The organism is Paenirhizobium selenitireducens ATCC BAA-1503 (assembly GCF_000518785.1).
GTDB classification, from domain to species: Bacteria; Pseudomonadota; Alphaproteobacteria; order Rhizobiales; family Rhizobiaceae; genus Allorhizobium; species Allorhizobium selenitireducens.
In genome coordinates, this window is sequence record NZ_JAEG01000002.1 from 300664 (window position 1) to 314756 (window position 14093).

15 protein-coding genes and 1 tRNA gene are annotated in these 14093 nt (G+C 63.5%); 2 read left to right on the forward strand and 14 right to left on the reverse strand.

Annotation, left to right across the window (positions count from 1 at the left end; genetic code table 11):
- Positions 1–12 precede the first annotated feature (12 nt).
- The 7 genes from L867_RS0105940 to L867_RS0105970 form a co-directional block, all read right to left on the reverse strand.
- Positions 13–89: transfer RNA gene (locus L867_RS0105940), tRNA-Pro, on the reverse strand.
- Between the two features lie 90 nt (positions 90–179).
- Positions 180–722 (reverse strand): MerR family transcriptional regulator, encoded by a 543-nt coding sequence (locus L867_RS0105945; protein ID WP_037172668.1) that lies wholly within the window; start codon positions 720–722, stop codon positions 180–182.
- Between the two features lie 120 nt (positions 723–842).
- The gene (locus L867_RS0105950) at positions 843–1181 is read right to left on the reverse strand and encodes an integration host factor subunit alpha (RefSeq protein WP_028736026.1); all 339 of its coding nucleotides are present in this window, start codon (positions 1179–1181) and stop codon (positions 843–845) included.
- 108 nt (positions 1182–1289) lie between these two features.
- The gene (locus L867_RS0105955; RefSeq protein WP_028736027.1) at positions 1290–2261 is read right to left on the reverse strand and encodes a beta-ketoacyl-ACP synthase III; all 972 of its coding nucleotides are present in this window, start codon (positions 2259–2261) and stop codon (positions 1290–1292) included.
- A 20-nt stretch (positions 2262–2281) separates the two neighbouring features.
- The gene (gene plsX, locus L867_RS0105960; protein ID WP_028736028.1) at positions 2282–3328 is read right to left on the reverse strand and encodes a phosphate acyltransferase PlsX; all 1047 of its coding nucleotides are present in this window, start codon (positions 3326–3328) and stop codon (positions 2282–2284) included.
- A 99-nt stretch (positions 3329–3427) separates the two neighbouring features.
- Positions 3428–3991 (reverse strand): YceD family protein, encoded by a 564-nt coding sequence (locus L867_RS0105965; protein WP_028736029.1) that lies wholly within the window; start codon positions 3989–3991, stop codon positions 3428–3430.
- Between the two features lies 1 nt (position 3992).
- Positions 3993–4538, reverse strand: coding sequence for a ubiquinol-cytochrome C chaperone family protein (locus L867_RS0105970; RefSeq protein ID WP_028736030.1), 546 nt, complete (start codon positions 4536–4538; stop codon positions 3993–3995).
- Positions 4539–4805: 267 nt separating this feature from the next.
- Here L867_RS0105970 and L867_RS0105975 point away from each other — a divergent pair, with 267 nt between their 5' ends.
- Positions 4806–5303, forward strand: coding sequence for an outer membrane protein assembly factor BamE (locus tag L867_RS0105975; RefSeq protein ID WP_028736031.1), 498 nt, complete (start codon positions 4806–4808; stop codon positions 5301–5303).
- 87 nt (positions 5304–5390) lie between these two features.
- On the opposite strand, the gene L867_RS0105980 is transcribed toward L867_RS0105975, so the two are convergent.
- The 4 genes from L867_RS0105980 to ribH form a co-directional block, all read right to left on the reverse strand.
- The gene (locus tag L867_RS0105980; RefSeq protein WP_028736032.1) at positions 5391–7529 is read right to left on the reverse strand and encodes a sodium-translocating pyrophosphatase; all 2139 of its coding nucleotides are present in this window, start codon (positions 7527–7529) and stop codon (positions 5391–5393) included.
- A 149-nt stretch (positions 7530–7678) separates the two neighbouring features.
- Positions 7679–8905 (reverse strand): MFS transporter, encoded by a 1227-nt coding sequence (locus L867_RS0105985; RefSeq protein WP_028736033.1) that lies wholly within the window; start codon positions 8903–8905, stop codon positions 7679–7681.
- 16 nt (positions 8906–8921) lie between these two features.
- A complete protein-coding gene (nusB, locus tag L867_RS0105990) occupies positions 8922–9401 on the reverse strand; it encodes a transcription antitermination factor NusB (RefSeq protein WP_028736034.1) in 480 nt (159 codons plus the stop codon).
- A 6-nt stretch (positions 9402–9407) separates the two neighbouring features.
- Positions 9408–9866: a 6,7-dimethyl-8-ribityllumazine synthase gene (ribH, locus tag L867_RS0105995; RefSeq protein WP_028736035.1), complete on the reverse strand. Its 459-nt coding sequence runs from the start codon at positions 9864–9866 to the stop codon at positions 9408–9410.
- A gap of 348 nt (positions 9867–10214) precedes the next feature.
- Between ribH and L867_RS0106000 the strand changes: the two genes are divergently transcribed.
- Positions 10215–11120, forward strand: a complete 906-nt coding sequence (locus L867_RS0106000) for a hypothetical protein (RefSeq protein WP_028736036.1) — start codon at positions 10215–10217, stop codon at positions 11118–11120.
- Positions 11121–11180: 60 nt separating this feature from the next.
- On the opposite strand, the gene ribD is transcribed toward L867_RS0106000, so the two are convergent.
- The 3 genes from ribD to glyA are packed head-to-tail and all read right to left on the reverse strand — an operon-like array spanning position 11181 to position 14075.
- Complete coding sequence (gene ribD / locus L867_RS0106005) at positions 11181–12266, reverse strand: bifunctional diaminohydroxyphosphoribosylaminopyrimidine deaminase/5-amino-6-(5-phosphoribosylamino)uracil reductase RibD (RefSeq protein WP_104368037.1); 1086 nt, start codon at positions 12264–12266, stop codon at positions 11181–11183.
- Positions 12267–12299: 33 nt separating this feature from the next.
- A complete protein-coding gene (gene nrdR, locus L867_RS0106010) occupies positions 12300–12776 on the reverse strand; it encodes a transcriptional regulator NrdR (protein WP_028736038.1) in 477 nt (158 codons plus the stop codon).
- A gap of 9 nt (positions 12777–12785) precedes the next feature.
- Positions 12786–14075: a serine hydroxymethyltransferase gene (gene glyA / locus L867_RS0106015; RefSeq protein WP_028736039.1), complete on the reverse strand. Its 1290-nt coding sequence runs from the start codon at positions 14073–14075 to the stop codon at positions 12786–12788.
- Positions 14076–14093 lie beyond the last annotated feature (18 nt).

The window sequence follows — 14093 nt, forward strand, 5'->3', positions numbered from 1 at the left end:
TCAAGAAATTATTGGTCGGGACGGCGTGATTCGAACACGCGACCCCTTGACCCCCAGTCAAGTGCGCTACCGGGCTGCGCTACGCCCCGACCTGCTTTTTGCAAAGCACGTTCTCCATAATGGCAAGGGCATCGGCACGCAAGGGGAAAAAGCGACGATTTTACCAAGCGGCTTCTCCCTCACCGCACCTGGTCGAGCAGGCGCTTGCATTCCAGGAGGTCGAACAGGGCTTCCTGAAGCAGCGCCCGGTCTTCCTTGCCGACCGAACTTCCCTTGCCGACGGAGATTTCCGGCATATCGTCGTCGCTGCCGCCGAAACCGAAGAATCGCCCGCTGGCCTTGACCTTGGGCCGGCCGACGATCTGGTCCTCCTCGGGAGGGCCGAGCTTGGGCTCGTCCCCCTTGGCCGCCCCCGTGGCCATCAGCGCTTCCATGGTTGCCACATCGCCGGTGGCAACCGCCATGACGAACTTGTTGCCGTTGGTCTTCAGAAGCTTCTGCACGCCCTTGATCGTGTAACCCTGATCGTAGAGCAGGTGGCGGATGCCCTTCAGCAGTTCGACATCGTCCGGGCGATAGTAGCGGCGACCGCCACCGCGCTTCATCGGCTTGATCTGCGGAAAACGCGTCTCCCAGAAACGCAGAACGTGCTGGGGGAGATCGAGATCGTCGGCAACCTCGCTGATGGTGCGGAAGGCGTCCGGGCTCTTGTCCAATTGCATCCTACCGCTCCTGCACAGGCATTGCACGCGAACGCCGCGACTCGCGGCTATTTCAACGATTTACACCGGAAATTTCAAGCAACACGACAGGCCGACCCGACTGTTCCACGACTTTCTCGGTCAGGTGGCCGGGTTCTGCGGCTTCTGCTTCGCCTTGCGTTGAAGATGCGAACGCAGAATGCGCTGCTTGAGAACGTTGGACGCCTTGAAGGTCATCACCCGGCGCGGCGAAATCGGAACCTCTTCGCCCGTCTTCGGATTGCGGCCGATCCGCTCGTTCTTGCTGCGAACCTGGAAGGTCGCAAAGGAAGAAAGCTTGACCATTTCGCCGCGGACGATGGCGTTGCAGATCTCGTCGATCACGGTTTCGACCAGTTCGGCCGACTCGGTACGGGAGAGACCCACCTTGCGAAAGACTGATTCCGCCAAATCTGCTCGCGTCACTGTCTTACCGGCCATGGTTCTCGTCCGCTTAAATCAATGATCTTGTTGAAGTCGCCAGAGAGTATTGCCCTTGGGCGTGCCGGTCAAGCGCTTGTTAAAAATCCTCTATTTCGAGTCGTGTTGCTACCAGCGCAGCAGAACGGCGCCCCAGGTGAAGCCGCCGCCCATCGCTTCGAGCATGACGAGGTCGCCCTTCTTGATGCGTCCGTCGGCCGCAGCGACCGAAAGCGCCAGCGGAATCGAGGCCGCCGAAGTGTTGCCGTGCAGATCGACGGTGACGACGACCTTTTCGAGCGGAATGCCGAGCTTCTTGGCAGAAGCATCGATGATTCGCCGGTTGGCCTGATGCGGCACCAGCCAGTCGACGTCATCCGCAACAGTCCCCGTCGCATCGAAGGCCGCCTCGATCACGTCGGTGATCATGCCGACCGCATGCTTGAAGACTTCGCGCCCTTCCATCCGCAGATGGCCGACCGTGCCGGTCGTCGAGGGGCCGCCATCGACATAGAGCTTTTCCTTGTGGACGCCGTCCGAGCGCAATTGAGAGGTCAGAACGCCGCGGTCGGCAGTGCTGCCAGCGCCCTCGCCCGCCTCCAGGATGAGCGCGCCGGCGCCGTCGCCGAACAGCACGCAGGTGGTGCGATCCGTCCAGTCGAGGATGCGGGAAAAGGTTTCCGCGCCGATCACCAGCACGCGCTTCGCCATGCCGCCGCGGATGTGCAGGTCGGCGGTCGACACAGCATAGACGAAACCGGAACAGACCGCCTGCAGGTCGAAGGCGAAGCCGTGATGCATGCCGAGACGGTTCTGGATGTTCACCGCCGTCGCGGGAAAGGTGTTGTCTGGCGTGGAGGTCGCGCAGATGATCAGGTCGATGTCGGCGATCGTCAGGCCGGCATTGTCGAGCGCCTTCTGGGCTGCCTCGGCGCCCAGCGAGGCGGTGGTTTCATCCTCGCCGGCGACGTAGCGCTGGCGAATGCCCGTGCGCTGCACGATCCATTCGTCGGAGGTATCGACCATCTCCTCCAATTCGCGATTGGTCACCACCCGCTTCGGGAGCGCCGCCCCGAAACCGCGAACAACAGAACGGATCATTGTCTTCCTTACCCCGTCGATCATGCAGCTTCCGGACCCGCGGAAGACGGGTGCCGGGCATGATACTTCTTCAGATCGTTTTCGATTTTCTGCGTCAGGCCGTTGCGCGCCATGTCGTAGCCGACATCGATGGCTGCGGCGAAGCCTTCGGCATCGGTGCCGCCGTGGCTCTTGATGACGATGCCGTTCAGGCCGAGGAAGACGCCGCCATTGACCTTGCGGGGATCCATCTTCTCGCGCAGCTTGTCGAAGGCGCCCTTGGCGAACAGATAGCCGATCTTGGCGAGCAGCGTGCGCGACATGGCGGCACGCAGGTATTCGGCGATCTGGCGTGCCGTGCCTTCGGCGGTCTTCAGCGCGATATTGCCGGTGAAGCCTTCGGTGACGACCACGTCGACCGTGCCCTTGCCGAGATCGTCGCCCTCGACGAAGCCGTAATAGTCGATGGTGTCGAGACCAGCCTCGCGCAGCATGCGCCCGGCTTCCTTGACTTCTTCCTGCCCCTTGATCTCTTCCACGCCGACATTGAGCAGGCCGACGAGCGGACGCTCGACCTCGAACAGGGCGCGCGCCATGGCGCCGCCCATCAGGGCGAAGTCAAGCAGCTGCTGGGCATCGGCGCCGATGGTGGCCCCGACGTCGAGCACGATGCTTTCGCCCGACAGGGTCGGCCAAATGGCGGCGATGGCGGGCCGTTCGATCGTCGCCATGGTGCGCAGGCAGAACTTGGCCATGGCCATCAGCGCGCCGGTATTGCCGGCTGAGACGACGACGTCGGCCTGGCCGGTCTTCACCGCCTCGATCGAGCGCCACATGCTCGAGATGTAGCGGCCGCGGCGCAGCGCCTGGCTTGGCTTCTCGTCCATGGCGACGGCGACGTCGCAATGATGGAAGACCGACTTTTCCTTGAGCTTCGGATACTGGGCGATGAGCGGGAGACAGCGCTCCTGCTGGCCGAACAGAATGAACTGGATGTCGGGATGCCGCTCCAGCGCCTTGGCAGCACCGGGAATGACGACTTCGGGGCCGAAGTCGCCCCCCATGACGTCAAGAGAAATTCTGATCACTTATGCCCGATCCTTCTTATTCGCTGCCCGGCGAAATTTCGGCCAAAATACCGGTTTCGCCGTACCGCACAACCCAATTCACCGAAGTTGTGGCCGCGATTAGTCCTTTTTCCAGTCCTTCAGCGCAGCGAAAGGCGACGGGCGTCGATCGTCTGCCTCATTGCTCTCGATATGTCCGGCAAATTGCGCGCCCGGCTTCTTCGGATAGGGATCAATGCCAAGGGCTGCGAATTCCGCAACCAGGGCACCGGCATCGATCGTGTCGCCGACGAAGCTCTCGGGCAGGTCCGGTCCGTCCGGATCGAGCACCATTTCGCCGGCCTCGTCGGCGGCGATGCGAGCGAGCTTGGAACCTTCGGGGACGAAGATCTGATCGATTTCCTGTCTGATCTCCGAAACCACCGGTTCAAGCGTCACGACACAGGCCTGAACCACCTCGCCGTCGACCTGGCCCCGGATGCGGATGCCGTCCTTCTTCCAGCGATTGATCTGCAGATCGGCGGTGAGCCGATTGACCGCCTCCACCTTCCACACGTCGGCGAGCGCCTTGCATTCGCGCGCATCCGCCTCGACATGAACCCGGACCGGATTGGCCGAGACATGGCCAACCTTCACCAGATAGGAGAAAGCCGATGCATCGGCGTCCTTCTTGTGCGAAGTCATTTCAGAGCAAACCTCCAGGGGTATCGAGCCGGACGGTACCGGTCACGACGACCTCCTCTTCGAGGGCGCGAAGCTTGCGTTCCGCGTCCATCATCCATTCGGCGAGACCGGCCATGTTCGGCGCGGCGTCACCTATTTGCGGATATATATTGCGCCGAAGGGCCGACGCCAACAGGTCGCCGTCATCTTTATCGAGTGCCGCCGCATAGGACTCCAGCCGGCCGAAGAACATGCCGGCGAGCTTCTTCATCCGCTTCGGCACGCCCTGGTCGCCGATGCCGAGTTCACGAATGGAATGATCGACGTCCTCGAAAAAGGCATCGATGATCTCCTGGGCGATCTCCTGACCGCCGCGCGCCGACTGTCTGGTGCGGCGGAAATAGAGAATCAGGACCAGCGACAGCATTTCGAAGCGGCCCATCACCGTATCGGGCACGCCGAGTTCCGCATAGAATACCGGCGTGCGCGCCGTCGCGGTCAATGCCGCATACTGTCGCTCAACGATGATCCGGTTATGCTTTTTCTGTCGGAAGTACCCGAATAGCATTCATTTCACCAAAAAGAACCACGGGAACGGGCTCGCCTGCTCCGGGTCGTGTTGCATGATTGCGAAAGCTGGTTTACCGAAGCAGACGTGAATTGCAATGCCGTTTCTGCCGTCCGGCCCGATCCTCGTGGCCGTCACCGGGTCGCTGGCCGCTTCGTCCGAACAAGGGCCAGGCAGTGGAGGCTTTGTCCCCGGAAAGGCCACAATGGTATGCGCATCAGGTTTGCGGCCGATCCCGTCGGGCGGCCGCTTGGAGTCATTGGAGACGTGTGGTTGGAAATGCGGTATCTCGGATCGGACAGAAAAGTTCTCGGCTGCACTGCCCTCGCCCTCGCCCTATCGATCGCCAGCCTGACGGGCTGCACGACCTCGGAAGTCTTTCACAACGGCTACGTCATCGATCAGGACGCGCTTGAACTCGTGCCGGTCGGCTCGAGCCGCGAGCAGGTCATCCTGTCGCTCGGCACGCCCTCGACGACGGCCACCTTCGATGGCGAAGTGTTCTATTACATCTCGCAGAAGCGTACGCGCGCGGTTGCCTTCATGAAGCAGAAGCTGGTCGAGCAGCAGATTCTGGCGATCTATTTCGACAAGGACGGCGTTGTTTCGCAGCGCGCCAACTACACCTTGAAGGACGGCAAGGTCTTCGACATGATCTCGCGCACCACGCCGACGGGCGGCAAGGATCTCACCTTCCTGCAGCAGATCCTCTCCGGCGGCGGCGGCGCAGCCAACAGCGTCAAGAACATCCTCGGCGGCCAGTAACAGCCACTCGGAATACACAAAAACAAAGAAAACCGCGGAAGCATGCTCCCGCGGTTCTTTGTTTGTCCAGCGACTGCTCGCCCGGCGTCAGCCCGCCAGAACGGCGAGCAGCAGCAAGGCGACGATGTTGGTGATCTTGATCGCCGGATTGACAGCCGGGCCGGCAGTATCCTTGTAGGGATCGCCGACCGTGTCACCGGTGACCGATGCCTTGTGCGCATCCGAGCCCTTCAGGTGCTTGACGCCATCCTTGTCGACGAAGCCGTCCTCGAAGCTCTTCTTGGCATTGTCCCAGGCGCCACCGCCCGAGGTCATCGAAATCGCCACGAACAGGCCGTTGACGATGACGCCGAGCAGCGAGGCGCCGAGGGCGGCGAAGGCCGAGGCCTTGGAGCCGGAAATCAGCAAGACACCGAAATAGACGACAAGCGGCGCCAGAACCGGCAGCAGCGAGGGAATGATCATTTCCCGGATCGCGGCCTTGGTCAGCAGGTCGACAGCCCGGCCGTAGTCAGGCTTGACCGTTCCCAGCATGATGCCGGGGTTCTCGCGGAACTGCCGGCGCACTTCCTCGACGATCGAACCGGCTGCCCGGCCGACCGCTGTCATGGCGATGCCGCCGAACAGGTAGGGAATGAGACCACCGAAGATCAGGCCGGCCACGACATAGGGGTTGGCCAGGCTGAAGGAAATGTCGCCCATGTTGGCGAAATACGGATACTTGTCGCTGTTGGCGGCAAAGAACTGCAGGTCGTTGGAATAGGCGGCGAACAGAACCAGCGCGCCGAGACCCGCCGAACCGATCGCGTAGCCCTTGGTGACTGCCTTGGTCGTGTTGCCGACCGCGTCGAGCGCGTCGGTCGACTTGCGCACTTCCGACGGCAGGCCGGCCATTTCGGCAATGCCGCCGGCATTGTCGGTAACGGGACCGAAGGCGTCGAGGGCGACGATCATGCCGGCAAGGCCGAGCATGGTGGTCACCGCGATCGCCGTGCCGAACAGGCCGGCAAGCTGGTAGGTCGAGATGATGCCGCCGACGATGACGATTGCCGGCAGCGCCGTCGATTCCAGCGAAACGGCAAGACCCTGGATGACGTTCGTACCGTGGCCGGTGACCGAGGCCTGCGCGATCGAGTTGACCGGCCGTTTGTTGGTGCCGGTATAGTATTCGGTGATGACGACGATCAGCGCGGTGACCACGAGGCCGAGAATGCCGCAGATGAACAGGTTCCAGCCGGTGATGTCCATGCCGGCGACAGTGCCGATCGAGCCCCAGCCGATGGTCAGCGAGGTCGCGGCACCGAGACCGAGGATCGACAGCGCGCCGGTGACGATGAGGCCCTTGTAGAGGGCGCCCATGATCGAGCCGTTCGTACCGAGCTTGACGAAGAAGGTGCCGATGATCGAGGTGATGATGCAGGCGCCGCAGATGGCAAGCGGATAGATCATCGCGATGTCGAGGACGGCCGAACCGGCAAAGAAGATGGCGGCCAGAACCATGGTGGCGACGACCGAGACCGCATAGGTCTCGAACAGGTCGGCGGCCATGCCGGCGCAGTCGCCGACATTGTCGCCGACATTGTCGGCGATGGTCGCGGGGTTGCGCGGATCGTCTTCGGGAATGCCGGCCTCGACCTTGCCGACGAGGTCGCCGCCGACGTCCGCACCCTTGGTGAAGATGCCGCCGCCGAGACGGGCGAAAATCGAGATCAGCGAGGCGCCGAAGCCGAGTGCGACGAGCGAGTCGATGACTTCGCGCGAACCGCTCTCATGGCCGAGCACCACGGTCAGGATGTAGAAGTAGATGGAGACGCCGAGCAGCGCGAGACCAGCGACCAGCATGCCGGTGATCGCACCGGACTTGAAGGCGATGTCCAGGCCGGCGGCCAGGCTCTGGGATGCCGCCTGGGCCGTGCGCACATTGGCGCGCACCGAGACGTGCATGCCGATGAAGCCGGCAGCGCCGGACAGAACGGCACCGATGAGGAAGCCGATCGCCGCCGTCGCCGACAGCAGCAGCCAGGCACCCACGAAGACGACGACGCCCACGATTGCAATGGTGAGGTATTGGCGGGCGAGATAGGCTTGCGCCCCTTCACGAATATAACCGGCAATTTCCTGCATGCGGGCATTGCCCTGATCGGCCGCCAGCACCGAGCGTGTCGCCCAGATTGCATAGGCTACCGACAGCAAACCGCAAAATATGACGCCTAAAAGCACTGTCATTCGCAATACCTCCCGTATTGCCCGCGCCTCACTCCCCGCGGGCGGTGACGTCAGGCTCGGCCCCTCCTCCGGAAGCTGCCCGACTTGCGGCGAGATTGCGTTGCGGATTCCCTAACGTCAAGCCCCGCCGATGTCGCAGCAGGATGGGGTCAGGCGCGGTCCTTGCGGGAGGCTGCACGCATCTGCAGCACGACCAGGATCAGGCAGATGATGGTCACGGGCCAGATCACGAGGTTCATCACCGACCAGCCGAAGGCCGAGAAGACCTTGCCGGACGAGAAGGAGGAAAGGGCCACGGTGCCGAACAGGATGATGTCGTGGAAGCCCTGGACCTTGTCGGCCTCCTGCGGCCGATAGCTCGAGGCGACGATCGCGGTTGCGCCGATGAAGCCGAAGTTCCAGCCGATGCCGAGGAGGACGAGGGCCAGCCAGAAGTTCCACAGCTCGACCCCCATATGGGCGACGATGGCGCAGCTCATCAGGATCAGCAGACCGGCGGCGACAACCTTTTCCGTGCCGAAGCGGGAGATCAGCATGCCGGTGAAGAAGCTCGGGGCGAACATGGCGATCACGTGCCACTGGATGCCGAGCGTCGCCAGATCGGAGGAGAAGCCGCAGCCGACAACCATGGCAAGCGGCGCACCGGTCATCATGAAGGTCATCAGGGCGTAGGAGCTGATGCCGCAGATCATCCCGGTGACGAATCGCTGCGTCATGACGATCTCGCGCAGCGGGCGGGCGGGTTCGCTGCCCGCGGTTTTCGACGAGGTGTCGGGCAGTTTCAGGAAGGACAGGACGACGATGGCGAGCAGCATCAGCGGGACAAGGCCCATGAACGCGCCGGCAAAGGTCACCGGCTCCATCCAGTCCTTGAGCCAGATCGCCAGTTGCGGGCCGACGATGGCCGAGACGATGCCGCCGGCAAGGATCCAGGAGATCGCCTTGCCCTTGTAGAAGCTCGGAGAGGCATCGGCGGCGGCAAAGCGGATCTTCTGGGTGAAGCCGCCGGAGAGGCCGATCAGCATCAGGCCGAAGGCAAAGAGCCAGAATTCGGAACGGAAAAGCGCAAGGGCCGCCACGGAACCGCCGATGGCACCCATCAGCGCTCCGACCATGAAGCTCTCGCGCCGGCCGAGAAAACGAGACGCGGCGGCGACGACGATCGCACCGAGCGCCACGCCGACATTGAAGCCGGTCAAAGGCGCGGTCGCCAGCGACTTGTCGGCGCCGAGCAGCTGGAAGCCGGCGAGACCGCCGACAGAAAAGCTCAACGGCGCCGCCGATCCGAGGATCGACTGGGCCACGGCGAGGATCGACACGTTGCGCTTGGCCGCGCGCAACTGGCCGTCCAACCCTTGCGACTCGTGAGCGGCCATGTCCTGATCCTTGAGATTACTTCTTGGCGGGGCCGCGGACCTGCTTGGCGATCCGGTCGAGCACGGCGTTGACGAGCTTGGGTTCCTCGTCTTCGAAGAAGGCGCGGGCGATCTCGACATATTCGGTGACGATGACAGGAACCGGCACGTCCTTGCGCTCGAGCAGTTCGAAGACGCCTGCCCGCAGGATGGCGCGGACCGTGCTGTCGATGCGCGACAGCGCCCAGTCGTCCTGAAGTGCCGCGGCGATCATCGGATCGATAACCGTCTGGTCGCGCACCACGCCGGCGACGATCGAGCGGAACCAGGAAGCATCCGCCTTCAGATAGGTTTCGCCGTCGACTTCCTGACCGAGGCGATGGGTCTCATATTCGCTGACCACTTCCAGCACGCCGGTGCCGCCAATATCCATCTGATACAGCGCCTGCACGGCGGCGAGGCGCGCTGCGCCCCGCTGGTTGGCAGTCTTGACCGGCTGGTTTTCTTCCGTCGACATATTCGTTCAGTTACCCAGTTTCTTCTTCAGCGCAATCATCGCCAGCGCCGCGCGGGCAGCAAAGCCGCCCTTGTCCATTTCCGAGCGGCGGGCGCGTGCCCAGGCCTGCTCTTCGTTCTCCACCGTCAGAATGCCGTTGCCGATGGGCAGCGATTCAGAAACCGACAGATCCATCAGCGCACGCGAGGATTCGTTCGAGACGATATCGAAGTGATAGGTCTCGCCGCGGATGACCATGCCGAGGGCGACGAAGCCGTCGTACTGGACGCCCTCTTCATCGGCGGCGTCGAGTGCCATGGAGATTGCCGGCGGGATTTCGAGCGCGCCCGGAACCGTCGCAATGTCATAGGTGGCGCCGGCCTCGTCGAGAGCCGTCTTGGCTCCGTCGAGAAGAGCATCGGACATGTCGTCGTAGAACCGTGCCTCAACAATCAGGAGATGCGGTGCAGATTTCTTCTTAGCCATGATCTCGACCCCGGTTTTCAAGAGAATTCGGCGCAATGCAGGATGAAGCGCGGTCAAACCACGGCACACCGGGCTTGGCAAGTGTTTTTCACCGGCACGGCCGAAAGCGGACCCGAGGGGCATCGAAACGGACGAGCGGATCGGTGCCTGCGGCGCGGTGGAACAAAAGGTGCGAACCGGTGTTCTTACCGAGACCGCCACGCCGCCTGGGCGCGGCTGGGAAGTACAATCGAAGCTCGGCAAGGCCGACAGGAGGTAGATCATGGGTCGCGGTATTTTGCTTTGGCTCCTGGGGGTTCCGCTCCCGTTCATCATTCTCATCATGCTTTTCTGGCGGTAGGAGGCTGCATGTCCACTCCAGTCTCCCCTTCCCCGACATTGATGCCGGTGGAATCCGCGGTTTCGGCCGTCTCGCTGAAGTCGATCATCGCCGGCGCGCTGGCTGCCTCCGCCATCACCCTCATCCTGACGCTCATCGGCTCTGGCCTCGGCCTGACAATGGTGTCGCCTTGGAGCGGAGAAAGCGCGTCGCTGGGGGCGATCGGCTGGACGACGGCGGTCTGGCTGGTTCTGGTCCAGTGGCTGTCTGCTGCCTTCGGCGGCTACATGACCGGCCGGCTGCGCACCAAGTGGGTCGGCGTTCGCACCGACGAAGTGTTCTTCCGTGACACTGCCCACGGCTTCCTGTCCTGGGCACTCTCGACCATCCTCGTTGCCGGCCTGCTGAGCTCGGTCATCGCATCCGCCGCAGGCACGGTTGCCGGCGCGACGGCGACGGCTGTCGGCGCCGCCGGGACTGCCGGTGTCACCGCAGCGGCAAATGCAAGCGACGATGGTGCCGGCTTCTCGGTCGACTATTTCGCCGATGCCATCCTGCGCCCCGCCGATCCGGCAACGCCGCCGGCGGTGCAGACCGACGAACGCGTCACCGCCGAAGTCTCGCGCATCCTCGTCAACGGCACCCTGCGCGGCGAAATGCCGGCAGACGACCGCGCCTATCTCGACCGGGTGGTTGCCTCGCGCACCGGCCTTTCGGAAGCGGATGCCAAGGCTCGCGTCGATCAGACGCTCGCCAATATCGAGGCCGCGAAGACCGAAGCCAGGGAAGCAGCCGATACGGCCAAGAAGGCGGCGACCGCCATTGCCCTGGCCGGCGCCGTATCGCTGATGATCGGCGCGTTCATTGCAGCCGTTGCTGCCGCCATCGGCGGCCGTCAGCGCGATGATGAAGAAGACCTGATCGCCGTCGCCTGATCCCCATCACGCGACGACCAAGAACGAGGCCCGGCTGCCTGACAGTCGGGCCATTCTTCGTCAGGCGGTTTGCGCCCGTTCGAAGACGTCCAACCTGTCCGGCCCCAGTTGCAGGCTGCGCAGAGGCTTGAAGCGCGTTGGGATGGTGTCGATGGTCAAGGGCGAAGCGATGCCGTCGGCGCCGATCTCCGGCAAACCCCGATAGAGCTGAATTTCGTCCACCAGATCGGCCGCAAGGAAATCGGCCGCGACGCGCGCGCCGCCCTCCACCAGCAGAGACGAGATGCCCCGACTGCCGAGGGCAAAGAGCAGGTCCGCGAGATCGGCGGCCTCCAGGACCTCCACGCCCTTTTCCTCGAGCGCAGTCCGCCGCGCCGCCAGCATATCGGCAGCCTGCCCGCCTCGATCGCTTTCGTCCGGGACGCCGCGGACGACAATCAGCGGGACGTCCCGGGCGGTGGACACCAGCTTCGAGGAGAGCGGCAGGTCGAGATGGCGGTCGAGCACGATGCGGGTGGGCGAACGGTCCTCAAGCCCTTCCAGCCGGACGGTCAGCAGAGGATCGTCCGCCAGGGCGGTGCCGATGCCGACCAGAATGGCATCGGTCTCGGCACGCAGCACCTGGACCTGTTCGCGGGCGGCCGGCCCGGTGATCGCCACCTGCCCACTGCCCTTTCGGCCGATCATGCCGTCCCGCGAAACCGCAAGCTTCACAATCACATAGGGGCGCCCCTTTGTCTGGCGCATGAGATAGCCGGCCAACGCACGCCGCCCCTCGGCTTCGAGCGCGCCGGTCGTCACCGCGATCCCGGCATTCTCTAGCATCTTCAGGCCGCGGCCCGAGACACGTTCGTCGGGATCGGTCACCGACACGACGACGCGGGCGACGCCGGCGGCGATCAGGGCATCGGCGCAGGGCGGGGTCTTGCCGCGATGGGAACAGGGTTCGAGCGTGACATAGGCTGTCGCCCCCCCTGCCCGTTCGCCGGCATCGGCCAGCGCCTCGGTTTCGGCATGGGGCCGGCCGCCCACGGCGGTCACGCCGCGACCGACGATCACGCCGTCCTTGACGATCAAGCAACCGACGGAGGGATTGGTGGAGGTGCGTCCGAGATTGCGCAGGGACAGGCGGATGGCCTCCGCCATGAAGCACTCGTCATCGGGCGCCCCGGCCAAGGTTCACTCCACGCCGCTGTCGCGGGAAATCTTGGCGTTGATCTCGGCGATCACGTTCTCGAAGTCCTCGGCATGGGAAAAGTCGCGATAGACCGAGGCGTAGCGGACGAAGCCGACGTCATCGAGGCTCTTCAGCGCCTCGAGAACCTGCAGGCCGATTTCCTCCGAGGAGATTTCCGTCTCGCCGGAACTCTCCAGCCGGCGAACGATGCCGGATACCGCGCGCTCGATGCGCTCGTTGTCGACAGGGCGCTTCCTAAGCGCGATCTGGAAGGACCGCACCAGCTTGTTGCGGTCGAACAGGACCTTGCGGCCGGTCTTCTTGAGCACCATCAGCTCGCGCAGCTGGACCCGTTCGAACGTCGTGAAGCGACCACCGCAGTCGGGGCAGATACGCCGCCGGCGGATGGAGGTGTTATCCTCCGCCGGACGGGAATCCTTGACCTGGGTATCTTCCGAACCGCAGAACGGGCAACGCATGCGCTTTCCTTACATGTAGGGGTACATCGGGAAGCGGCCGGTGAGAGCCACGACCTTCTCGCGCACCGATGCTTCGACGACAGCATTGCCCTCGTCGGAATTGGCCACCTTCAGGCCGTCGAGAACCTCGACGATCAGGTTGCCGATCTCGCGGAACTCGGCTTCCTTGAAGCCGCGGGTCGTGCCGGCCGGCGTGCCGAGACGGACGCCGGAGGTGACGAAGGGCTTTTCCGGATCGAACGGGATACCGTTCTTGTTGCAGGTGACGTAGGCGCGGCCGAGAGCTGCTTCCGCACGCTTGCCGGTGGCGTTCTTCTTACGCAGGTCGACCAGCATCAGATGGTTGTCGGTGCCGCCCGACACGATGTCGAGGCCGCCGGCCACCAGCGTCTCGGACAGCGCCTTGGCGTTCTTGACGATCTGGGCGGCGTAATCCTGAAATTCCGGCTGCAGTGCTTCGCCGAAGGCCACGGCCTTCGCGGCGATGACGTGCATCAGCGGGCCACCCTGCAGGCCGGGGAAGACGGCCGAGTTGAACTTCTTCGCCAGATCCTCGTCATTGGTGAGGATCATGCCGCCGCGCGGGCCGCGCAGCGACTTGTGGGTCGTGGTGGTGGCGACGTGGCAGTGCGGGAACGGCGACGGATGCTGGTTGCCGGCAACGAGGCCGGCGATGTGGGCCATGTCGACCATCAGCCAGGCGCCGACTTCGTCGGCGATCTCGCGGAAACGCTTCCAGTCCCAGATACGGGAATAGGCGGTGCCGCCGGCGATGATGAGCTTCGGCTTGTGCTTGCGGGCAGATTCAGCAACCGCATCCATGTCGAGCAGGTTGTCGCCTTCGCGTACGCCGTAAGAGACGACGTTGAACCACTTGCCGGACATGTTGACCGGCGAACCGTGGGTCAGGTGGCCCCCGGAGTTCAGATCGAGACCCATGAAGGTGTCACCCGGCTGCAGCAGCGCGAGGAACACGGCCTGGTTCATCTGCGAACCGGAATTGGGCTGGACGTTGGCGAAGTTGACGCCGAACAGCTTCTTGGCCCGTTCGATCGCCAGTTCCTCGGCGATGTCGACGAACTGGCAGCCGCCGTAATAGCGCTTGCCCGGATAGCCCTCGGCATACTTGTTCGTCATGATCGAACCCTGCGCCTCGAGAACGGCGCGGGAGACGATGTTTTCCGAGGCGATCAGCTCGATCTCGTGACGTTGGCGACCCAGTTCCTTCTCGATCGCGCCAAAGATTTCCGGATCGGTGTCGGCAAGCGTACGGGAAAAGAAGGCATCGGTGTTCGACATGACTGCAGGCTCCTGACG

Excerpts from the sequence above, each read along its gene's own strand:
- L867_RS0105965 (WP_028736029.1), bottom strand. The coding sequence starts at position 3,991 with ATGACTTCGCACAAGAAGGACGCCGATGCATCGGCTTTCTCCTATCTG.
- L867_RS0105980 (WP_028736032.1), bottom strand. The coding sequence starts at position 7,529 with ATGACAGTGCTTTTAGGCGTCATATTTTGCGGTTTGCTGTCGGTAGCC.
- L867_RS0105955 (WP_028736027.1), bottom strand. The coding sequence starts at position 2,261 with ATGATCCGTTCTGTTGTTCGCGGTTTCGGGGCGGCGCTCCCGAAGCGG.
- nusB (WP_028736034.1), bottom strand. The coding sequence starts at position 9,401 with ATGTCGACGGAAGAAAACCAGCCGGTCAAGACTGCCAACCAGCGGGGC.
- glyA (WP_028736039.1), bottom strand. The coding sequence starts at position 14,075 with ATGTCGAACACCGATGCCTTCTTTTCCCGTACGCTTGCCGACACCGAT.
- ribH (WP_028736035.1), bottom strand. The coding sequence starts at position 9,866 with ATGGCTAAGAAGAAATCTGCACCGCATCTCCTGATTGTTGAGGCACGG.
- L867_RS0105970 (WP_028736030.1), bottom strand. The coding sequence starts at position 4,538 with ATGCTATTCGGGTACTTCCGACAGAAAAAGCATAACCGGATCATCGTT.
- nrdR (WP_028736038.1), bottom strand. The coding sequence starts at position 12,776 with ATGCGTTGCCCGTTCTGCGGTTCGGAAGATACCCAGGTCAAGGATTCC.
- L867_RS0106000 (WP_028736036.1), top strand. The coding sequence starts at position 10,215 with ATGTCCACTCCAGTCTCCCCTTCCCCGACATTGATGCCGGTGGAATCC.
- L867_RS0105985 (WP_028736033.1), bottom strand. The coding sequence starts at position 8,905 with ATGGCCGCTCACGAGTCGCAAGGGTTGGACGGCCAGTTGCGCGCGGCC.
- L867_RS0105950 (WP_028736026.1), bottom strand. The coding sequence starts at position 1,181 with ATGGCCGGTAAGACAGTGACGCGAGCAGATTTGGCGGAATCAGTCTTT.
- L867_RS0105945 (WP_037172668.1), bottom strand. The coding sequence starts at position 722 with ATGCAATTGGACAAGAGCCCGGACGCCTTCCGCACCATCAGCGAGGTT.
- ribD (WP_104368037.1), bottom strand. The coding sequence starts at position 12,266 with ATGGCGGAGGCCATCCGCCTGTCCCTGCGCAATCTCGGACGCACCTCC.